This is a genomic window from Actinobacillus porcitonsillarum (assembly GCF_003101015.1).
Taxonomy (GTDB): domain Bacteria; phylum Pseudomonadota; class Gammaproteobacteria; order Enterobacterales; family Pasteurellaceae; genus Haemophilus_A; species Haemophilus_A porcitonsillarum.
In genome coordinates this window covers 680,701-698,176 of the sequence record NZ_CP029206.1, presented here as the reverse complement: position 1 = coordinate 698,176, position 17,476 = coordinate 680,701, and the positions used below count along the sequence as shown (strand labels likewise).

General features: G+C 41.2%; 18 protein-coding genes. 1 reads left to right on the top strand and 17 read right to left on the bottom strand.

Annotation, left to right across the window (positions count from 1 at the left end):
* Positions 1–11: 11 nt before the first annotated feature.
* From rpsQ to rpsJ, 11 genes are read right to left on the bottom strand one after another with little or no spacing between them, the layout of a single operon-like run.
* Positions 12–266 carry a 30S ribosomal protein S17 gene (gene rpsQ / locus DDU33_RS03580; protein WP_005818325.1) on the bottom strand — a complete coding sequence of 85 codons (255 nt, stop codon included), beginning with the start codon at positions 264–266 and terminating at the stop codon, positions 12–14.
* The gene (gene rpmC, locus DDU33_RS03575) at positions 266–457 is read right to left on the bottom strand and encodes a 50S ribosomal protein L29 (protein WP_005818323.1); all 192 of its coding nucleotides are present in this window, start codon (positions 455–457) and stop codon (positions 266–268) included. Before rpmC ends, rpsQ begins: the two co-directional genes overlap by 1 nt.
* Positions 457–867, bottom strand: coding sequence for a 50S ribosomal protein L16 (gene rplP, locus DDU33_RS03570; RefSeq protein WP_005818321.1), 411 nt, complete (start codon positions 865–867; stop codon positions 457–459). The genes rpmC and rplP overlap by 1 nt, the downstream gene beginning before the upstream one ends.
* 13 nt (positions 868–880) lie before the next feature.
* Positions 881–1,588: a 30S ribosomal protein S3 gene (gene rpsC, locus DDU33_RS03565; protein WP_005706400.1), complete on the bottom strand. Its 708-nt coding sequence runs from the start codon at positions 1,586–1,588 to the stop codon at positions 881–883.
* A 17-nt stretch (positions 1,589–1,605) separates the two neighbouring features.
* Positions 1,606–1,938 carry a 50S ribosomal protein L22 gene (rplV, locus tag DDU33_RS03560; RefSeq protein ID WP_005706427.1) on the bottom strand — a complete coding sequence of 111 codons (333 nt, stop codon included), beginning with the start codon at positions 1,936–1,938 and terminating at the stop codon, positions 1,606–1,608.
* Between the two features lie 10 nt (positions 1,939–1,948).
* Positions 1,949–2,224, bottom strand: a complete 276-nt coding sequence (gene rpsS, locus DDU33_RS03555; protein WP_005539416.1) for a 30S ribosomal protein S19 — start codon at positions 2,222–2,224, stop codon at positions 1,949–1,951.
* A gap of 27 nt (positions 2,225–2,251) precedes the next feature.
* The gene (gene rplB, locus DDU33_RS03550) at positions 2,252–3,073 is read right to left on the bottom strand and encodes a 50S ribosomal protein L2 (protein ID WP_005818318.1); all 822 of its coding nucleotides are present in this window, start codon (positions 3,071–3,073) and stop codon (positions 2,252–2,254) included.
* Between the two features lie 19 nt (positions 3,074–3,092).
* Entirely contained in the window at positions 3,093–3,398 is a 306-nt protein-coding gene (rplW, locus tag DDU33_RS03545; protein ID WP_005818317.1) for a 50S ribosomal protein L23, read from the bottom strand.
* The gene (gene rplD, locus DDU33_RS03540) at positions 3,395–3,997 is read right to left on the bottom strand and encodes a 50S ribosomal protein L4 (RefSeq protein ID WP_005818308.1); all 603 of its coding nucleotides are present in this window, start codon (positions 3,995–3,997) and stop codon (positions 3,395–3,397) included. The genes rplW and rplD overlap by 4 nt, the downstream gene beginning before the upstream one ends.
* A 15-nt stretch (positions 3,998–4,012) precedes the next feature.
* Positions 4,013–4,645 carry a 50S ribosomal protein L3 gene (gene rplC / locus DDU33_RS03535; RefSeq protein ID WP_005818306.1) on the bottom strand — a complete coding sequence of 211 codons (633 nt, stop codon included), beginning with the start codon at positions 4,643–4,645 and terminating at the stop codon, positions 4,013–4,015.
* Between the two features lie 25 nt (positions 4,646–4,670).
* On the bottom strand, positions 4,671–4,982 hold the full coding sequence (rpsJ, locus tag DDU33_RS03530) for a 30S ribosomal protein S10 (protein ID WP_001181005.1): 312 nt from the start codon (positions 4,980–4,982) through the stop codon (positions 4,671–4,673).
* A gap of 474 nt (positions 4,983–5,456) precedes the next feature.
* Here rpsJ and DDU33_RS03525 point away from each other — a divergent pair, with 474 nt between their 5' ends.
* Positions 5,457–6,101 (top strand): TfoX/Sxy family DNA transformation protein, encoded by a 645-nt coding sequence (locus DDU33_RS03525; protein WP_108923200.1) that lies wholly within the window; start codon positions 5,457–5,459, stop codon positions 6,099–6,101.
* A gap of 68 nt (positions 6,102–6,169) precedes the next feature.
* Here the strand turns inward: DDU33_RS03525 and DDU33_RS03520 are convergent, their stop codons facing one another.
* The 6 genes from DDU33_RS03520 to rpoB all read right to left on the bottom strand — a co-directional run bounded on the left by DDU33_RS03520 (position 6,170) and on the right by rpoB (position 17,060).
* Entirely contained in the window at positions 6,170–7,045 is an 876-nt protein-coding gene (locus DDU33_RS03520) for a D-alanyl-D-alanine carboxypeptidase family protein (RefSeq protein ID WP_108923198.1), read from the bottom strand.
* Between the two features lie 143 nt (positions 7,046–7,188).
* On the bottom strand, positions 7,189–7,398 hold the full coding sequence (gene vapB / locus DDU33_RS03515) for a type II toxin-antitoxin system VapB family antitoxin (protein ID WP_108923196.1): 210 nt from the start codon (positions 7,396–7,398) through the stop codon (positions 7,189–7,191).
* A 306-nt stretch (positions 7,399–7,704) separates the two neighbouring features.
* Positions 7,705–8,013 carry a hypothetical protein gene (locus DDU33_RS03510; protein WP_108923194.1) on the bottom strand — a complete coding sequence of 103 codons (309 nt, stop codon included), beginning with the start codon at positions 8,011–8,013 and terminating at the stop codon, positions 7,705–7,707.
* A complete protein-coding gene (locus DDU33_RS03505; protein WP_108923192.1) occupies positions 8,006–8,377 on the bottom strand; it encodes a hypothetical protein in 372 nt (123 codons plus the stop codon). Before DDU33_RS03505 ends, DDU33_RS03510 begins: the two co-directional genes overlap by 8 nt.
* A gap of 182 nt (positions 8,378–8,559) precedes the next feature.
* Complete coding sequence (gene rpoC / locus DDU33_RS03500) at positions 8,560–12,843, bottom strand: DNA-directed RNA polymerase subunit beta' (protein WP_108923190.1); 4,284 nt, start codon at positions 12,841–12,843, stop codon at positions 8,560–8,562.
* A gap of 185 nt (positions 12,844–13,028) precedes the next feature.
* The gene (rpoB, locus tag DDU33_RS03495) at positions 13,029–17,060 is read right to left on the bottom strand and encodes a DNA-directed RNA polymerase subunit beta (protein WP_005825476.1); all 4,032 of its coding nucleotides are present in this window, start codon (positions 17,058–17,060) and stop codon (positions 13,029–13,031) included.
* Positions 17,061–17,476 lie beyond the last annotated feature (416 nt).

The following is a 17,476-nucleotide window of genomic DNA, read 5'->3' as shown; positions in this document are numbered from 1 at the left end:
TTTATTGTTGATTAAGCAACTGCTTTTTCAACAACACGTACTAAAGTGTGTGATTTAGTTTTTGAAACAGGACGACATTCCTTGATTTCAACTACATCACCTAATTTAGCTTCGTTGTTTTCATCGTGTACATGTAATTTTGTTGTACGACGGATAAACTTACCGTATAAAGGGTGTTTAACTGTACGTTCAATAGCAACAACAAATGATTTGTCCATTTTGTCGCTGATTACTTTACCTTGTACTGTACGAATTTTATCAGTCATTACTCACCCGCCTTTTGGTTTAATACAGTCTTAACTTGTGCAATACTACGACGCACTTGTTTTAACTGGTGGGTTTGTTGAAGCTGACCGGTGGCTGCTTGCATACGCAATTTGAATTGTTCACCTAAAAGGTTTACTAACTCAGCATTCAGCTCTTCAACATTTTTGTTACGTAGTTCTTGAGCTTTCATTACATCACCGTCTTAGTTACAAATGTGGTTTTCACTGGTAATTTCGCTGCCGCTAACGCAAATGCGTGACGTGCGATTTCTTCAGAAACACCATCCATTTCATATAATACTTTACCCGGTTGGATTAAAGCTACCCAGTACTCAACGTTACCTTTACCTTTACCCATACGGACTTCTAATGGTTTTTCAGTAATTGGTTTGTCTGGGAACACACGGATCCAGATTTTACCTTGACGTTTAACTGCACGAGTCATAGCACGACGTGCTGCTTCGATTTGACGTGCTGTTAAACGACCACGACCAACTGCTTTTAAACCGAATGTACCGAAGCTCACTTCAGTACCGCCCGCGATACCACGGTTACGGCCTTTGTGTACTTTACGGAATTTTGTGCGTTTTGGTTGTAACATTCAGTGATTCTCCTTATTTACGACCTTTGCCACGTGGCGCCTTTTTAGGCTGTGCCGCTGGTTCTTTTTCAGATTCAATCACTGCAGCCATACCACCAAGAATTTCACCTTTGAAGATCCACACTTTAACGCCGATTACGCCGTAAGTTGTGTGAGCTTCTGCAGTGTTATAATCGATGTCTGCACGAAGAGTATGTAGAGGTACACGACCTTCACGATACCATTCTGAGCGAGCAATTTCTGCACCACCTAAACGACCGCTAACTTCAACTTTGATACCTTTAGCACCTAATTTCATTGCGTTTTGTACTGCACGTTTCATTGCACGGCGGAACATAACACGACGTTCTAGTTGAGAAGCGATGCTATCTGCAACTAATTTTGCATCTAGCTCTGGTTTTTTCACTTCAGCGATGTTGATTTGTGCTGGAACGCCTGCGATTTTCGCTACTGCGTTACGTAATTTTTCAACATCTTCGCCTTTTTTACCGATAACGATACCAGGACGAGCTGTGTGGATAGTTACACGAATGCTTTTCGCAGGACGTTCAATAGTGATACGTGATACTGAAGCGTTCGCTAACTCTTTGTTTAAGAATTTACGTACTTTGAAGTCGCCGTCTAAGTTGTCAGCGAAATCTTGTGTATTCGCGAACCAAGTAGAGTTCCAAGGTTTAACAATACCAAGGCGAATACCATTAGGATGTACTTTCTGACCCATTGTTATTCTCCTACTGATTAACGATCTGATACAACCACAGTGATGTGGCTAGTACGTTTTAAAATACGATCTGCACGACCTTTCGCACGTGGCATAACACGTTTCATGCTTGGACCTTCATCAACGAAAATCTTAGCAACTTTAAGATCGTCTACATCTGCACCGTCATTGTGCTCTGCGTTCGCGATAGCTGACTCTAAAACTTTCTTCACTAAAGCTGCTGCTTTTTTGTTTGTGAAAGTTAAGATTTCTAATGCTGCAGAAACTTTTTTACCACGGATTAAATCAGCAACTAAGCGAGCTTTTTGTGCAGAAGTACGAGCGTAACGATGTTTAGCAATAGTTTCCATCTTTTACCTCTTATTTCTTAGCTTTCTTATCTGCGGCGTGACCGCGGTATGTACGAGTCGGTGCAAATTCACCTAATTTATGTCCGATCATTTCGTCTGAAACATAAACTGGAACGTGCTGACGACCATTATGGACTGCGATGGTCAAACCAATCATTGATGGAATGATCATTGAACGACGGGACCAAGTTTTAATTGGTTTTTTATCCCCGCTTTCCACCGCCTTCTCTACCTTCTTCAACAAGTGTAGGTCAAGGAAAGGACCTTTCTTGAGAGAACGTGGCATGGGTTATCCTCTTTTTAGTGTATTAAATTATTTGCCACGACGACGTACGATGTATTTATCAGTACGTTTATTGTGACGAGTTTTCTTACCTTTGGTTTGAACGCCCCAAGGTGTAACTGGGTGTTTACCGAAGTTACGGCCTTCACCACCACCGTGTGGGTGGTCTACCGGGTTCATCGCTGTACCACGAACTGTCGGGCGAACGCCTCTCCAGCGGTTAGCACCAGCTTTACCAAGTACGCGAAGCATATGCTCTGAGTTACCAACTTCACCGATGGTTGCTGTACACTCAGCTAATACTTTACGCATTTCGCCTGAACGAAGACGTAAAGTTACATAGTTACCTTCACGAGCAATAATTTGTACGTATGCACCTGCAGAACGCGCAATTTGACCACCTTTACCAGGTTTTAATTCTACGTTGTGTACAGTTGTACCTACAGGGATATTACGCATTGGTAATGCGTTACCTACTTTAATTGGCGCTGAAGCACCCGCTTGAATCGTATCACCAGCAGCTAAGCCTTTTGGTGCTAAGATATAACGGCGTTCACCATCTTTATAAAGTACTAACGCGATGTTAGCAGAACGGTTTGGATCGTATTCTAAACGTTCAACTACTGCTGGGATTTCTAACTTGTTACGTTTGAAATCGATTAAACGGTAGTGTTGTTTGTGACCACCACCGATATGGCGAGTAGTGATACGACCTAAGTTGTTACGACCACCAGTTTTAGATTTAGTATCTAAAAGTGCTGCAAAAGGTTTACCTTTGTGAAGTTCTGCATTAACAACTTTAACTACATGACGACGACCAGCGGAGGTCGGCTTACATTTAACGATAGCCATAGTTTTCTATTCCTCCGAATTACTCTGCCGCACCTTCAACGAAGTCAAGTGATTGACCTTCTTGAAGAGTTACGTAAGCTTTTTTCCAGTCACTACGACGACCTGATTTAGCACCGTGACGTTTAGTTTTACCTTTAACGATCACTGTACGTACAGAATCAACTTTAACTTCGAAAAGTTGCTCAACCGCGTTCGCAATTTCCACTTTGTTAGCGTCTAATGCTACTTTAAATACGATTGTGTTACCTTTTTCTGCGTTATTTGTCGCTTTCTCAGAGATATGTGGTGCTTTAAGCACTTTTAGCAAACGTTCTTGTTGAATCATGCTAACATCTCCTCAATTTGTTTTACTGCATCAACAGTTACAACTACTTTATCAAAAGCAATTAAGCTAACTGGATCGATTGCTTGAACATCACGAACGTCTACTTTGTATAAGTTACGCGCTGCTAAGAATAGATTTTCATCTACGTTTGCAGTAATGATTAAAGCGTCATTTAACGCTAAATCTTTTAATTTTTGTACTAATGCTTTCGTTTTTGGTGCATCGATTTCGAATTTCTCAACAACCACTAAACGGTCTTGACGAACTAATTCAGAAAGAATGCTTTTGATTGCACCACGGTACATTTTCTTGTTCACTTTTTGGCTGTGATCTTGTGGTTTCGCTGCGAAAGTGATACCACCTGAACGCCAGATTGGTGATTTGATATCACCTGAACGAGCGCGACCTGTACCTTTTTGACGCCAAGGTTTTTTGCCTGAACCAGACACTTCAGCACGAGTTTTTTGTGCACGTGAACCCTGACGAGCACCTGCTGCATAAGCAACAACTACTTGGTGGATTAACGCTTCGTTAAACTCACGTCCGAAGGTAGTTTCAGAAACAGTTAGTGCGTTTGCACCTACAACTTGTAATTCCATCTCTATCTCCTAGACTTATGCTTTAACTGCTGGTTTAACAATAACATCACTATTAGTTGCGCCTGGAACAGCACCTTTAACTAATAATAATTTACGCTCAGCATCTACACGAACAACTTCAAGTGATTGAACAGTTACACGCTCAGCACCTAAGTGTCCAGCCATTTTTTTGCCTTTAAACACACGACCTGGAGTTTGGTTTTGACCAATAGAACCAAGTACACGGTGTGATAAAGAGTTACCGTGAGTTGCATCTTGAGTACGGAAGTTCCAACGTTTAACACCACCTTGGAAACCTTTACCTTTTGATGTACCAGTAACATCTACTTTTTTAACATCTGTGAAGATGTCAACATTGATTTCTTGACCTAAAGTGAACTCTTGAGTTTCACCTTCAGTACGAAATTCCCATAAACCGCGACCAGCTTCAACACCTGCTTTCACGAAATGGCCTGCTTCTGGCTTAGTTACACGACTAGCTTTTTTAGTACCAGTAGTAACTTGAATTGCAGAATAGCCATCGTTTTCAAGGGTTTTAACTTGAGTAACACGGTTGGCTTCGATTTCGATAACGGTAACTGGAATAGACACGCCGTCTTCAGTGAAAACGCGGGTCATACCAACTTTACGACCGATTAAACCAATCATTGTAATAACCTCTTAAAATTCCCAATTAACCTAGACTAATCTGAACATCAACGCCAGCAGCTAGATCTAAACGCATTAATGCATCAACAGTTTTTTCTGTTGGTTCAACAATATCAACTAAACGTTTGTGAGTACGGATTTCATATTGATCACGCGCATCTTTGTTTACGTGTGGAGAAATCAACACTGTGAAACGTTCTTTACGAGTTGGTAAAGGAATTGGACCACGAACTTGTGCACCAGTACGTTTAGCTGTTTCTACGATCTCCGCAGTTGATTGATCGATCAAACGATGATCAAATGCTTTCAAGCGGATACGGATTCTTTGGTTCTGCATTAGACCAGAGCTCCATTAAAATTTAGCTAATAAAAAAACCAAACTACCACTTACCTAATAAAGAATAAGGGAGCTCAGTTACACCTGTTATAGTTCCAAGATTAGGAACATTATATGTGTTACCCAATTGGTAACACCGTTTGATAAATGATTACACCAAACGACTATCAAGACATCTTCTCGCAAAGATGTACGAGAAAGTGCGTGAATCATACAGAATCTACGATCATTTTGCAAGCGTTTTTTACTTAATCTCTTTAAATTTCTTTGGCTTTCTTTAAGCAAAATATACCAGCATTAACTACCATATGAACCGTTGTATTTGAAATGCATCAAATTCATATTTTATAACTAAATATTTTTCTACATTTTTCGAGCAAGGTCATAAATTCATCATTTATTGGTTGAAAGTCTAACTAAATTCAAGAAAATAGCCTCGATTTTTCTTACAAATACACAGGAGTAAACACAAACATGCAACCCGTTCATCAAATCAGGCAAACTGTAAATGAAATTTTTAACCCGATTATTGGTGATATTCGAATCAAAACGTATTTTTCTTATTATGGGATTTTTTCTGATGGTTTTATGTTCGCACTTTATAAAGATGACCACATTTACCTTAGGACAAACCAAGAAACAAGTGCCGATATTCAAGCAGTCAAAGGTGTTTTTGTGCTTGATGATCCCAAAGCCGGCATACATACGAAAAATTTTTATGCCTTACCTATTTCTTATATTTTAAGCTCTACCCAATTTCCTGCTTGGGTAACAAGTATTTTAGATGAACTTCGTCAAGAAAGAACAAGAAAAGAAGAAAAACTCAAAACACAGATTCGTTCTCTTACAAACCTCAATATGAAAATTGAACGGATTTTAAAAAGAATCAACATTCACAACGTGGATGAGTTTAAACAGAAAGGCTATTTAGCCACTTTTGTCGATATAATTAAGCAAGGCGATGAGGGGTCTGATTTACTGCTCTATAAATTGCATGGTGCACTAGAGCAAAAATCTGTTTATAGCTTAACGCCTGAAGAGAAAATTAGCCTTTTACAAGAAGCGAACCAAGCACTATATGATGCCGGACTCCGTCATCGCTTCCATATTCCAGATTAAAGACAAGCGGTTATTTTCTGCATGGATTTTGCAAAAATCTCATAGAAAATAACCGCTTACATCAAACCTTAATTTGCAAATTGTTGAATCAATCGCTCAAAGCCTTCTTGGTCATAGCTATTGTCATACACAGTGTCCTCTGCCGAAGTGTACAACTCTTCATGTGAAGAAGGGCAACCATACTGTTCCAATTTATTTTTAGTAAATTGTGAGCGAGATGCCGAGCTTGAGTTATTTAAGCTAATGACCCCAATCGTTGCTGAATTACAAGGTTGCTTATTGATAAACACCAAATTATACCCCGACTCGCGGATATAACCCGTTTTATTGATTGCCGCACTAAAAAGCTCTTCCCTAACCAACTTATTAGTGTTTTTCACAAAAATATTTTTCCGCCCGGCATGAATATAAGCCGCTGCCATATTAGATAAAACCTGAATCTGACTTTTCCCTAACGAATACTTCGCCAGTTTCACTAAATCCATCACGCTCGACACATTCGCACTGGAGAGCCCCGAGCTATCGCTAAAACGTGTTGAACGCATACCCAGTTCTCTCGCCTTCTCATTCATTTTTTGGATAAATTGCGTACGAGACATCCCAGCAGCCCGAGAAAGTGCGTGAGCCGCATAATTATCGGAATGGACTAACATCGCTTTAAGCAACTCTTGGCAAGAAATCGGCGTATAAGTCGGTAATTTGGTAGAAGTCCCTTTAATATAATCAGCATCTTCATCTGTAATTGAAATCGCACAATTTCGATTTTGATTATTTTCTAAAAAGACATTCGCCGTCATCAATTTTGTTACCGAAGCGATCGGCTGAACAGAATGAGGCGAACGGCTTTCTAATACTCTATCGTGGGTAAAATCATATACTACATAAGATTGCGCCATACTTACCGCAGGTAATAAGGCAAAAAGAGAACACAGCTTTTTCAACATAAGATTTATTGGTAAGAAAGAAATTTGTGCATTTTAGCAGTTTTTTGAGAGGGTGACGATTGGGGGAAATGATGGGTTATCAAATTATTTTGAGACATTGATATCAAGCATATAAGTAAGCATCAGAATTCCTCACGTTCAGGCTAAATGCCGATTTCTCGCTCTTCTATAAAGTCGTCGCTGACAGTAGCTGAACCTAAGAAAAAGCTGTCCCAACTTTGGTTGATCGGCACCAAAATTCGCTCATTGCCCACCACTCGCACTGACAATTTTTTGACATAGCTCGCAAAACGCACTTCTGCGGGTAATCGCACCGCTTGGCTACGATTTGTCATAAATACTGAGGCTTCCATATTGAACTCCTTATATTTGGTATATATTGCGAGTATATACCACAAATAGAAAAAAAAGAAGTGATTGTTTTGTTGATGCAGGCGGTGGAATTTTGTAAGTTTTTCGCACAATTTGATCGTTTATTTAGATTTGTTAAGGGAAGCTACGATCCTAAAAGTTAGTTACATCAACAGGCTAAAAGTTTCTAATAAACATTCTTTATATTTTCGGGAATTGATGAGAATTTTATTGAAGCTTTAAAGTGAGGAGTAGGCTTAACTATTCTGGCACAAGCAAGTACACTTGCGCCAAGAGAGTTATGCTAGCTATGGAGTTAGCTTCTTACTCTTTTTTCCCCAATTTTTATGCATCCACTCAAATTTCTTAGTATTACCAAAGCCTGCCCACCCATTATTATTTGATATATCTAAGACAATAATAGTCCCTCTATTCACTAATTTTATCAACTCATCTCTAATGTTCTGACTTGTATCTGTATCTCTTGATGTAATTAACAACCAAGCATTTCCAATCCAGTGCCAATACCCAAATTTATCTTTTAAATATTTCGATATAGTATTCCGCTCATCTGTTGTAAAAGCTTCATCAACAAGGACAATAAATTTTTTAGACATTATTCCCCTCCTTAGTTTCATAGTGTGCATCTGTAATTATTTTAGAACTATCTTCTTCTAAAAGACCTGTATTATTATCGCCAAGTAGCCCTTGAGATATTTCTAACTTCCTAATTGAAAATTTTTCTGATTGCAATCTATCTGGATCCTTAATAGCAAAGAATATCGTAAGCCCCAATGCTACAAGTCCGATTATTCCAATAACAAAAAAACCGAAATATAATACAGCTTCATTATTTGTGGTCCAATAAAGTAAACCTATGCCTGTAAAAGATATACCAAACATCCATAAAATGGGAGACAATGCTGTGGATTTAGCATTAATTCCATCAACACTTCCCCAACGAGAAAATAAATTACGCATCAAATAGGGTTCCCACACTAATTTTCAAGTAGTTACTATTTTAAATAAATAAAATAAAAATAACTATATAACTGATATTATTTCTGTTCGTTCTCAATATTTATATAACTAAGCCCTCAGAACTCACTAGCTCTGGGGGCTTTTTCTATAACGGTGGACTCTGGCAAGCCCACCCTACGTTTTTACTCTTCCGCATCCATTTCAGCATTTAATAATGCTGCAAGGCTTTGGGTTGCGTCGTCTGCAACAAATTCGAACTCTTCTTCGATATCCGCATCGGTTACGAAGCTGTTTGCGTTTTGAGTTGCAACTTCCGGTTCAAATTTTACCGCTTGTAAGCCTGCCGCACGTTTTTCTGCACGGGCTTTGTGGTAAGCGAAACCTGTACCTGCCGGGATTAAACGACCAACGATAACGTTCTCTTTTAAGCCACGTAATTCGTCTTGTTTACCTGCCACAGCTGCTTCAGTAAGAACACGGGTAGTTTCTTGGAACGATGCCGCAGAGATGAATGACTCTGTTGCAAGTGATGCTTTGGTAATACCAAGCAATTCACGTTCAAATTCCACTTCCGGTTTGCCTTCAGCAACACGTTTGCGGTTAGCGATTTTCACGCGTGCAACTTCCACTTGCTCGCCCTCTAAGAATTCAGAGTCGTAAGCATTGGTAATTACCGCTTTACGTAACATTTGACGTACGATCACTTCGATGTGCTTGTCGTTAATTTTTACCCCTTGTAAGCGGTAAACTTCTTGCACTTCGTTTACGATGTACTCAGTTACGGCGTGAACGCCACGTAAGCGTAAAATGTCGTGTGGTGTTTCCGCACCATCAGAAATCACATCGCCACGTTGAACCATCTCGCCTTCGAATACGTTGAGCTGACGCCATTTTGGAATCATTTCTTCGTATGCTTCGCCTTCCGCTGGGGTAATCACTAAGCGGCGTTTACCTTTGGTTTCTTTACCGAATGATACGATACCTGAGATTTCCGCAAGGATCGCCGGCTCTTTTGGTTTACGAGCTTCGAATAAGTCTGCTACGCGTGGAAGACCACCGGTAATATCTTTGGTACCCACAGATTCTTGTGGAATACGTGCTAATGCTTCACCGACTGCGATTTCTGCACCATCATCAAGGGTTACAATCGCTTTACCCGGTAAGAAGTATTGCGCCGGTACATCTGTGCCTGCGATTAAGATATCGTTACCTTGTGCATCAACTAATTTTAATGCCGGACGTAAATCTTTACCTGCCGTTGCACGTTCACCCACATCTTGCACCACGATTGATGATAAACCGGTTAATTCGTCTGTTTGACGTGTTACGGTTAAGCCATCAATGATGTCGTGGAATTGGATACGACCTGATACCTCTGCGATAACCGGCATTGTATGCGGATCCCAGTTAGCCACTACTTCGCCAACCGTCACTTCTGCGCCGTCGTTTTTACTTAATACCGCACCGTATGGCAGTTTATAGTTCTCTTTGGTACGACCGAAGGTGTCAATCACCGTTAATTCGGTATTACGAGAAGTTAAAACTAACTTGCCATCTTTGTTGGTAACGTATTTCGCATTGGTTAATTTAATCGTACCGTTGTTTTTCACTTGTACGCTAGATTCTTTCGCTGCCGCAGATGCCGCACCACCGATATGGAACGTACGCATCGTTAACTGTGTACCCGGCTCACCGATTGATTGTGCCGCAATAACACCGACTGCCTCACCTTGGTTAATTAAGTGACCACGTGCTAAATCACGACCGTAACATTTCGCACACACACCGAAGTCTGTGTTACAGGTTACCACTGAACGTACTTTGATGCTATCGACTGAGTTTTCATCGATTACATCACAAAGTTTTTCATCGATCAGCGTATTACGTGCGATTAACACTTCGTCTGAACCCGGTTTTAATACGTCTTCAGCAACAACACGACCTAATACTAATTCACGTAATGGTACTTTCTCGTCTCCACCTTCAATATGTGGAGTCATCACGATACCTTCTTCCGTACCACAGTCATCTTCGATGATCACTAAGTCTTGTGCCACGTCTACTAAACGACGGGTTAAGTAACCAGAGTTCGCTGTTTTCAACGCCGTATCCGCAAGACCTTTACGGGCACCGTGGGTTGAAATAAAGTACTGAAGAACGTTCAAGCCTTCACGGAAGTTTGCGGTAATTGGTGTTTCGATGATCGAGCCGTCCGGACGAGCCATCAAACCACGCATACCGGCTAACTGACGAATCTGTGCCGCAGAACCACGAGCACCAGAGTCTGCCATCATAAAGATACTGTTGAATGACGCTTGTTTCTCTGGGTTACCTTCACGGTTGATCACTTCTTCCGTAGAAAGGTTGTCCATCATCGCTTTCGCAACACGTTCGTTCGCTGCCGCCCAAATATCGATCACTTTGTTATAGCGTTCGCCTGCGGTTACAAGACCAGAGTTGAACTGTTCTTGGATTTCAGCAACTTCTGCTTCTGCTGCACGGATAATTTCGTGTTTTTGTTCCGGGATAACCATATCGTTGATACCAACCGATGCCCCTGAACGTGCCGCATACGCAAAACCGGTGTACATTACTTGGTCAGCTAAAACTACCGATTCTTTTAAACCTAAACGGCGGTAAGATTCGTTGATTAATTTTGAAATTGCTTTCTTACCTAATGTTTGGTTGAATAATTTGTATGGCATACCTTTTGGCGAGATCATCCATAAAATTGCACGACCTACGGTGGTATCCACTAATGAAGTTTTTGGCTCAAATTCGCCCGCTTCATTTTTCTCGTATTCTGTAATACGTACTTTTACACGTGCGTGTAATTCTGCTTGACCGGTACGGTATGCTTTTTCTGCTTCACGTGGGTCAAGGAAGTACATACCTTCCCCTTTCGCATTCACTTTCTCACGGGTCATATAGTATAAACCTAATACAACGTCTTGAGATGGAACGATAATTGGGTCACCACTTGCCGGTGAAAGTACGTTATTGGTAGACATCATTAACGCACGCGCTTCTAACTGTGCTTCTAACGTTAATGGTACGTGTACCGCCATTTGGTCACCATCGAAGTCCGCGTTGAACGCCGCACAAACAAGTGGGTGTAACTGGATTGCTTTACCTTCGATTAAGATTGGTTCGAACGCCTGAATACCTAAACGGTGCAACGTTGGTGCACGGTTAAGCAGAATTGGGTGTTCACGGATAACTTCTGCAAGAATATCCCATACAATCGGCTCTTCACGCTCTACCATTTTCTTCGCCGCTTTGATGGTTGAAGCAATACCACGGCTTTCTAATTTAGAGTAGATAAATGGACGGAATAATTCCAATGCCATTTTTTTCGGTAAACCACATTGGTGAAGACGTAAGTATGGACCTACGGTAATTACCGAACGACCTGAGTAGTCTACACGTTTACCTAATAAGTTTTGACGGAAACGACCTTGTTTACCTTTGATCATATCCGCAAGCGATTTTAATGGACGCTTGTTAGAACCGGTAATCGCACGACCACGGCGACCGTTATCTAATAATGCATCTACAGACTCTTGTAACATACGTTTTTCGTTACGTACGATAATGTCTGGTGCAACTAAATCCAATAAACGTTTTAAACGGTTGTTACGGTTGATTACACGGCGATATAAATCGTTCAGATCTGAAGTCGCAAAACGACCACCATCAAGTGGTACTAATGGACGAAGATCCGGTGGAAGAACCGGTAATACCGTCATTACCATCCATTCTGGTTTATTACCAGATTGTTGGAATGCTTCTAAAAGTTTTAAACGTTTTGTGATTTTTTTACGTTTTGTTTCAGAATTCGTTTCTTGCAACTCTTCACGCATTGTTTCGCATTGGTGTTCTAAATCCATATCGCGTAATAATGCTTGGATACCTTCCGCCCCCATTTTCGCATCGAATTCATCACCCCAACGCTCTTCTGCGTCTAAGAATTGTTCTTCAGTTAATAACTGACCTTTTTCAAGATCGGTCATACCCGGTTCAATAACGACATAGCTTTCAAAATAAAGCACACGCTCAATATCACGTAACGGCATATCAAGGATTAAACCGATACGGGACGGCAGTGATTTTAAGAACCAAATATGTGCCACAGGGCAAGCTAGTTCGATGTGTCCCATACGGTCACGGCGAACTTTAGTTTGAGTTACTTCAACACCACATTTTTCACAAATGACACCACGGTGTTTTAAGCGTTTATATTTACCACATAAACATTCGTAATCTTTTACCGGCCCGAAGATACGTGCACAGAAAAGACCATCACGTTCTGGTTTGAATGTACGGTAGTTGATGGTTTCCGGTTTTTTTACCTCACCGAAAGACCAAGAACGGATCTTGTCCGGCGATGCTAAACCAATTTTAATTACATCAAAATCATCGTTTGATTTAGATTGTGCTTTTAAAAACTTAACTAAGTCTTTCACGTTTTTGCCCCTGATTTGAGGTTTTTGTTCTTGAAATGGTCGCCCACTTCAACTGAAAATCTTTGGTTGCAAGCGGTCGGTTTTGGCAAATATTTTGCAAAATTTGACCGCTTGTGGGAACGAATGTAGGGACACACTGAGTGTGTCCACGGACGCACGCAGTGCGTCCCTACAAATTGTCGTTCTTACGCTTCATCCAATTCCATATCAATCGCTAATGCACGGATTTCTTTCGTGATTACGTTGAATGACTCTGGAATACCCGGTTCCATATAGTGCGTGCCATCTACGATGTTTTTGTACATCTTCGTACGGCCGTTTACGTCATCCGATTTCACTGTTAGCATTTCTTGTAATGTATAAGCCGCACCGTATGCTTCTAATGCCCATACCTCCATCTCACCGAAACGCTGACCACCGAACTGCGCTTTACCACCCAACGGTTGTTGAGTAACAAGACTATAAGAACCTGTTGAACGAGCGTGCATTTTGTCATCAACTAAGTGGTTCAATTTGAGCATATACATATAACCTACGGTTACCGGACGCTCAAATTTTTCCCCTGTACGGCCATCATATAAAGTAATTTGACCTGATGTCGGTAAACCACCTAATTCTAATAAGCCTTTGATTTCGCTTTCGTGCGCACCGTCAAATACTGGTGTTGCAAGCGGTAAACCTTTACGTAAGTTTTGCGCTAAACGCATCACTTCTTCATCAGAGAAGGTGCTTAAATCCACAGATTGTGAACCATGACCTAAATCATACGCTTTTTGGATATATTCACGTAATTTCGCAACAGATTGTTGTTGTTTAATCATTGCGTTGATTTGATCACCGATACCACGTGCCGCTAAACCTAAGTGCGTTTCTAAGATCTGACCGATGTTCATACGTGAAGGAACGCCCAGTGGGTTCAACACGATTTCAACCGGCTGACCGTTTTCATCGTACGGCATATCTTCAACCGGGTTAATTTTCGAGATAACCCCTTTGTTACCGTGACGACCCGCCATTTTATCCCCTGGTTGGATTTGGCGTTTCACTGCAAGGTAAACTTTAACCACTTTTAATACGCCCGGCGCTAAATCGTCCCCTTGAATGATCTTGTTACGTTTGATCTCAAGTTTACGTTCGAACTCTTTGCGTAACTCTTCGTGTTGTTCAGCAAGCTGTTCTAACTGATTTTGTTTTGCTTCATCTTCTAAAGTTTGCTCTAACCATTTCTCACGAGCCACTTTATCTAATTCTGCTTCGCTTACGCCGCCTTCTACTAATAAGTTGCGTACACGAGTGAATAAGCCAGCTTCTAAAATTTCTAACTCTTCGGTTAAATCTTTTTTCGCTTCACGAAGTTGCATTTCTTCGATTTCTAACGCACGTTTGTCTTTTTCTACGCCGTCACGAGTAAATACTTGAACATCGATAACGGTACCTGATGTACCGTTTGGCACACGAAGTGAACTATCTTTAACATCTGATGCTTTTTCACCGAAGATCGCACGTAAAAGTTTCTCTTCCGGTGTTAATTGGGTTTCGCCTTTCGGTGTTACTTTACCAACTAAGATGTCGCCACCTTTAACTTCCGCACCTACATAAACGATACCTGATTCGTCAAGTTTGCTTAACGCTGATTCACCCACGTTTGGAATATCGGCAGTAATCTCTTCTGCGCCTAATTTCGTATCACGTGCCACACAAGATAACTCTTGAATGTGGATTGTAGTAAAGCGATCTTCTTGTACTACACGCTCAGACACTAACATTGAGTCTTCGAAGTTATAACCATTCCAAGGCATGAATGCCACACGGATATTTTGACCTAATGCTAATTCACCTAAATCCGTTGAAGGACCGTCTGCAAGAATTTCACCACGACCAACCGGCTCGCCTAATTTCACGCAAGGAATTTGGTTGATACAGGTATTTTGGTTCGAACGGGTGTATTTGATTAAGTTATAAATGTCGATACCTGCTTCGCCCGGGATCGTTTCATCTTCATTAACTTTTACCACGATACGTGAAGCATCAACGTATTGGATAGTACCACCACGTTTTGCAACTACCGCAACACCTGAGTCAAGTGCGATTGGTTTTTCCATACCCGTACCAACTAATGGTTTATCCGCACGTAATGTTGGAACTGCCTGACGTTGCATGTTCGCACCCATTAACGCACGGTTCGCATCATCGTGCTCAAGGAATGGGATTAACGCTGCCGCCACAGAAACCACTTGTTGCGTTGAAATATCCATATAGTGGATGTCTTCCGGTTTGTATAAACCAGACTCGCCGTGTTCACCACGACAGGTTACATAAGTATCGGTAAAGCGGAAGTTCTCATCTAAGTTTGAGTTCGCCTGTGCGATAACGTAGTTACCTTCTTCAATCGCTGATAAGTACTCGATATCTTCTGTTACTTGACCATTTACCACTTTACGGAACGGTGTTTCTAAGAAACCGTAGTTATTAGTACGTGCATACACAGAAAGTGAGTTGATCAAACCGATGTTTGGACCCTCTGGGGTTTCGATCGGACATAAACGACCATAGTGCGTTGGGTGTACGTCTCGCACCTCAAAGCCTGCACGTTCACGCGTTAAACCACCCGGACCTAATGCAGAAATACGGCGTTTGTGCGTTACTTCTGAAAGCGGGTTGTTTTGGTCCATAAATTGCGAAAGTTGTGATGAGCCGAAGAACTCTTTCACTGCCGCAGAAATCGGTTTCGCATTGATTAAATCTTGTGGTGTTACACCATCTAAATCGCCTAATGATAAGCGCTCACGCACTGCACGTTCTACACGAACTAAACCGATACGGAATTGGTTTTCTGCCATCTCGCCCACTGAACGAATACGGCGGTTACCTAAGTGGTCGATATCGTCCACTTCGCCACGACCGTTACGGATTTCGATCAATTTTTTCATTACGCCGATGATGTCATCGTTGCTTAAAATCCCTAAGCCTTCGCCTTCCGGAATGTTTAATGAACGATTGAATTTCATACGACCTACTGCAGATAAATCGTAACGATCTGCAGAGAAGAACATATTATCGAATAAACCTTCTGCCGCTTCTTTTGTTGGTGGTTCGCCCGGACGCATCATACGATAGATTTCAACTAATGCGCTTAAGCGATCGTAAGTTGGGTCTACACGTAATGTTTCAGAAATATATGGACCGTAGTCTAAATCGTTAGTAAATAGTACCTCGATCTCTTTGTAACCTGCTTGCGAAAGGTTCGCTAACATTTCTAAAGAGATTTCCATATTCGCAGGGCAGATAATTTCGCCGCTTGAAAGATCAACATAATCTTTTGCTGCTACTTTGCCTACGATATATTCAACCGGTACGTCAATTTTCGTTACACCGGCTTTCACTAAATCACGAGTATGTTTCGCTGTAATACGGCGACCTTTCTCAACGTAAACTTTACCTTCAGATTCAATATCGAATAATGCTGTTTCGCCACGTAAACGTTCAGGCACTAATTCCATTTGAAGTTTGTTATCGCTTGAAACGGTGAATTTCACTGTTTCGAAGAACATCGCTAAGATTTCTTCAGTGGTGTAGCCTAACGCACGTAAAATAATAGTTGCCGGTAATTTACGGCGGCGGTCGATACGTGCATAAAGGTTGTCTTTCGGGTCAAATTCAAAGTCTAACCAAGAACCACGGTAAGGAATGATACGTGCGTTATAAAGCACTTTACCTGAAGAGTGGGTTTTACCTTTGTCAGAATCGAAGAATACGCCCGGACTACGGTGTAACTGAGAAACGATAACACGTTCAGTACCATTGATAACGAAAGTACCGTTGTCGGTCATTAATGGGATTTCGCCCATATACACGTTTTGTTCTTTAATATCTTTTACTGTACCTGCAGCCGCTTCACGGTCAAAGGTCACAAGACGAAGTTTTACGCGTAATGGTGCTGCGTAGGTTGTGCCACGGATTTGACATTCACGCACGTCAAATACCGGCTCGCCTAATTCGTAAGAAACGTATTGTAATTCTGTTGCACCGTTGTTGCTCACAATCGGGAACACAGAACGGAATGCCGCTTCTAAACCTTGTAGCCCTTCCGGATCTTGCTGAATAAATTTTTCATAAGAATCAAGTTGGAGTGTTAATAGATAAGGTACGTTCAGAACTTGTGGACGTTTGCCAAAGCTCTTACGGATACGCTTTTTCTCTGAATAGGAGTATGCCATTGTTAGATAGCCTCTGATTTTGCTTTGTTGGTTGAGATTTCACAATCCGACACGAGAAGACTCGGTTGGAAGTGGCATTTATAAAATGATACGAGGTGTCGTTTTCCGAGTTCACACAAAGGGTCAAAAATCGCTACCGCAGCGGTTAGCTCGGGGAGGAACGGTTTTGCAGATTTTTCTAAAAATCACACCGCTTGTTAGAATTTTCCTAACAAATCAATTAGTTAGCTAAATTAAAACGACACAAATTTAGCCAATTTTATTCAAGCACAAAAGGCTAGACGAAAATTCATCTAGCCAAAATGCAAAATTTGGACTGCGAATTATAGCAAATTGATGATTTTTTGGCAATAAAGAGAACGCTGCTTTTTCGCATTAAAATTAAACTTATACCCACCATTCATTTATTTTTCACT

Bases quoted from the DNA above. Each gene is read 5' to 3' on its own strand.
- rplB (WP_005818318.1), bottom strand. From the start codon at position 3,073: ATGGCTATCGTTAAATGTAAGCCGACCTCCGCTGGTCGTCGTCATGTA.
- vapB (WP_108923196.1), bottom strand. From the start codon at position 7,398: ATGGAAGCCTCAGTATTTATGACAAATCGTAGCCAAGCGGTGCGATTA.
- rpsJ (WP_001181005.1), bottom strand. From the start codon at position 4,982: ATGCAGAACCAAAGAATCCGTATCCGCTTGAAAGCATTTGATCATCGT.
- rpsC (WP_005706400.1), bottom strand. From the start codon at position 1,588: ATGGGTCAGAAAGTACATCCTAATGGTATTCGCCTTGGTATTGTTAAA.
- rplD (WP_005818308.1), bottom strand. From the start codon at position 3,997: ATGGAATTACAAGTTGTAGGTGCAAACGCACTAACTGTTTCTGAAACT.
- rpmC (WP_005818323.1), bottom strand. From the start codon at position 457: ATGAAAGCTCAAGAACTACGTAACAAAAATGTTGAAGAGCTGAATGCT.
- DDU33_RS03520 (WP_108923198.1), bottom strand. From the start codon at position 7,045: ATGTTGAAAAAGCTGTGTTCTCTTTTTGCCTTATTACCTGCGGTAAGT.
- rplC (WP_005818306.1), bottom strand. From the start codon at position 4,645: ATGATTGGTTTAATCGGTCGTAAAGTTGGTATGACCCGCGTTTTCACT.
- DDU33_RS03510 (WP_108923194.1), bottom strand. From the start codon at position 8,013: ATGTCTAAAAAATTTATTGTCCTTGTTGATGAAGCTTTTACAACAGAT.
- rplW (WP_005818317.1), bottom strand. From the start codon at position 3,398: ATGATTCAACAAGAACGTTTGCTAAAAGTGCTTAAAGCACCACATATC.
- rplP (WP_005818321.1), bottom strand. From the start codon at position 867: ATGTTACAACCAAAACGCACAAAATTCCGTAAAGTACACAAAGGCCGT.
- DDU33_RS03525 (WP_108923200.1), top strand. From the start codon at position 5,457: ATGCAACCCGTTCATCAAATCAGGCAAACTGTAAATGAAATTTTTAAC.
- rplV (WP_005706427.1), bottom strand. From the start codon at position 1,938: ATGGAAACTATTGCTAAACATCGTTACGCTCGTACTTCTGCACAAAAA.
- rpsS (WP_005539416.1), bottom strand. From the start codon at position 2,224: ATGCCACGTTCTCTCAAGAAAGGTCCTTTCCTTGACCTACACTTGTTG.
- DDU33_RS03505 (WP_108923192.1), bottom strand. From the start codon at position 8,377: ATGCGTAATTTATTTTCTCGTTGGGGAAGTGTTGATGGAATTAATGCT.
- rpoB (WP_005825476.1), bottom strand. From the start codon at position 17,060: ATGGCATACTCCTATTCAGAGAAAAAGCGTATCCGTAAGAGCTTTGGC.
- rpsQ (WP_005818325.1), bottom strand. From the start codon at position 266: ATGACTGATAAAATTCGTACAGTACAAGGTAAAGTAATCAGCGACAAA.